At 49.4% G+C, this 3003-nt stretch carries 1 rRNA gene; it reads left to right on the top strand.

The features are described from left to right. Positions 1–26: 26 nt before the first annotated feature. Positions 27–2920 (top strand): 23S ribosomal RNA (locus E4T92_RS10935). Positions 2921–3003: the final 83 nt, after the last annotated feature.

Here is a 3003-nt window from a genome sequence, read left to right as displayed (position 1 = left end):
AAATGTAAAAACATTTGAGGTTGTATAGTTAAGTGACTAAGCGTACAAGGTGGATGCCTTGGCAATCAGAGGCGAAGAAGGACGTGCTAATCTGCGAAAAGCTTGGATGAGTTGATAAGAAGCGTTTAATCCAAGATATCCGAATGGGGAAACCCAGTGAGTGAAGAACTCACTATTCATCATTGAATCCATAGGTGATGAAGGCAAACCGGGAGAACTGAAACATCTAAGTACCCCGAGGAAAAGAAATCAACCGAGATTCCGTCAGTAGCGGCGAGCGAAAGCGGAGGAGCCATCAAATGTTATCTCATCAATTAAGAGAATCAACTGGGAAGTTGAATCATAGAGGGTGATAATCCCGTATCTGAAAATTGTTGGGAAGGACTAAGTTTGAGAGAAGTAGGGCGGGACACGTGATATCCTGTCTGAAGAAGGGGGGACCATCCTCCAAGGCTAAATACTCCTGATTGACCGATAGTGAACCAGTACTGTGAAGGAAAGGCGAAAAGAACCCCGGCGAGGGGAGTGAAATAGAACCTGAAACCTTGTACGTACAAGCAGTGGGAGCCGTAAGGTGACTGCGTACCTTTTGTATAATGGGTCAGCGACTTATATTTTGTAGCGAGGTTAACCGAATAGGGGAGCCGAAGGGAAACCGAGTCTTAACTGGGCGAATAGTTGCAAGGTATAGACCCGAAACCCGGTGATCTAGCCATGGGCAGGTTGAAGGTTGGGTAACACTAACTGGAGGACCGAACCGACTAATGTTGAAAAATTAGCGGATGACTTGTGGCTGGGGGTGAAAGGCCAATCAAACCGGGAGATAGCTGGTTCTCCCCGAAATCTATTTAGGTAGAGCCTTGAGCGGACACCTTTGGGGGTAGAGCACTGTTTCGGCTAGGGGGCCATCCCGGCTTACCAACCCGATGCAAACTCCGAATACCAAAGAGTGATACTCAGGAGACACACGGCGGGTGCTAACGTCCGTCGTGGAGAGGGAAACAACCCAGACCGCCAGCTAAGGTCCCCAAGTCTATATTAAGTGGGAAACGAAGTGGGAAGGCTTAGACAGCTAGGATGTTGGCTTAGAAGCAGCCACCATTTAAAGAAAGCGTAATAGCTCACTAGTCGAGTCGGCCTGCGCGGAAGATGTAACGGGGCTGAAATATAGCACCGAAGCTGCGGCATCAGAATTTATTCTGTTGGGTAGGGGAGCGTTGTGTAAGCGGAAGAAGGTGAATCGAGAGGTTTGCTGGACGTATCACAAGTGCGAATGCTGACATAAGTAACGATAAAACGGGTGAAAAACCCGTTCGCCGGAAGACCAAGGTTTCCTGTCCAACGTTAATCGGGGCAGGGTGAGTCGGCCCCTAAGGCGAGGCTGAAAAGCGTAGTCGATGGGAAACGGGTTAATATTCCCGTACTTGGTAAAGCTGCGATGTGGGGACGGAGCAGGTTAGGCAAGCAAGGTGTTGGATATCCTTGTTTAAGGTTGTAGGTGGAAAGTCTAGGCAAATCCGGACTTTTATACACTGAGAGCTGATGACGATTGTCTACGGACAAGAAGTTGCCGATACCACACTTCCAGGAAAAGCCACTAAGCTTCAGGCTTTACTAAACCGTACTGAAAACCGACACAGGTGGTCAGGTAGAGAATACTCAGGCGCTTGAGAGAACTCGGGTGAAGGAACTAGGCAAAATAGCACCGTAACTTCGGGAGAAGGTGCGCCGGCGTAGATTGTAAGGGCTTGCCCCTGAAGGTTGAACCGGTCGAAGATACCAGCTGGCTGCAACTGTTTATTAAAAACACAGCACTCTGCAAACACGAAAGTGGACGTATAGGGTGTGATGCCTGCCCGGTGCTGGAAGGTTAATTGATGGTGTAATCGAAAGAGAAGCTCCTGATCGAAGCCCCAGTAAACGGCGGCCGTAACTATAACGGTCCTAAGGTAGCGAAATTCCTTGTCGGGTAAGTTCCGACCTGCACGAATGGCATAATGATGGCCAGGCTGTCTCCACCCGAGACTCAGTGAAATTGAAATCGCCGTGAAGATGCGGTGTACCCGCGGCTAGACGGAAAGACCCCGTGAACCTTTACTATAGCTTGACACTGAACATTGAATTTTGATGTGTAGGATAGGTGGGAGCCTTTGAAGCGGTCACGCCAGTGATTGTGGAGGCGACCTTGAAATACCACCCTTTAACGTTTGATGTTCTAACGAGACATCCTAATCGGGTGTTCGGACAGTGTCTGGTGGGTAGTTTGACTGGGGCGGTCTCCTCCCAAAGTGTAACGGAGGAGCACGAAGGTTTGCTAATGACGGTCGGACATCGTCAGGTTAGTGCAATGGTATAAGCAAGCTTAACTGCGAGACGGACAAGTCGAGCAGGTACGAAAGTAGGTCATAGTGATCCGGTGGTTCTGAATGGAAGGGCCATCGCTCAACGGATAAAAGGTACTCCGGGGATAACAGGCTGATACCGCCCAAGAGTTCATATCGACGGCGGTGTTTGGCACCTCGATGTCGGCTCATCACATCCTGGGGCTGAAGTAGGTCCCAAGGGTATGGCTGTTCGCCATTTAAAGTGGTACGCGAGCTGGGTTTAGAACGTCGTGAGACAGTTCGGTCCCTATCTGCCGTGGGCGTTGGAGAATTGATTGGGGCTGCTCCTAGTACGAGAGGACCGGAGTGGACGCACCACTGGTGTTCGGGTTGTGTCGCCAGACGCATTGCCCGGTAGCTAAGTGCGGAAGAGATAAGTGCTGAAAGCATCTAAGCACGAAACTTGCCAAGAGATGAGTTCTCCCAGACTTTAGGTCTGTAAGGGTTGTTTGAGACTAAGACGTAGATAGGTGGGGTGTGTAAGTATTGTGAGATATTGAGCTAACCCATACTAATTGCCCGAGAGGCTTAACTATACAACGCTCAAGTGTTTTTGAGTGGCTAGTGTGAAATACAACGAATAAAATCATACAGTAATCAGCTTGTGACCGAGAGAACA

This window comes from Pasteurella sp. WM03 (genome assembly GCF_004570945.1).
In the GTDB taxonomy this organism is placed as follows: domain Bacteria; phylum Pseudomonadota; class Gammaproteobacteria; order Enterobacterales; family Pasteurellaceae; genus Rodentibacter.
This window is presented reverse-complemented; position numbering and strand designations above follow the sequence as displayed.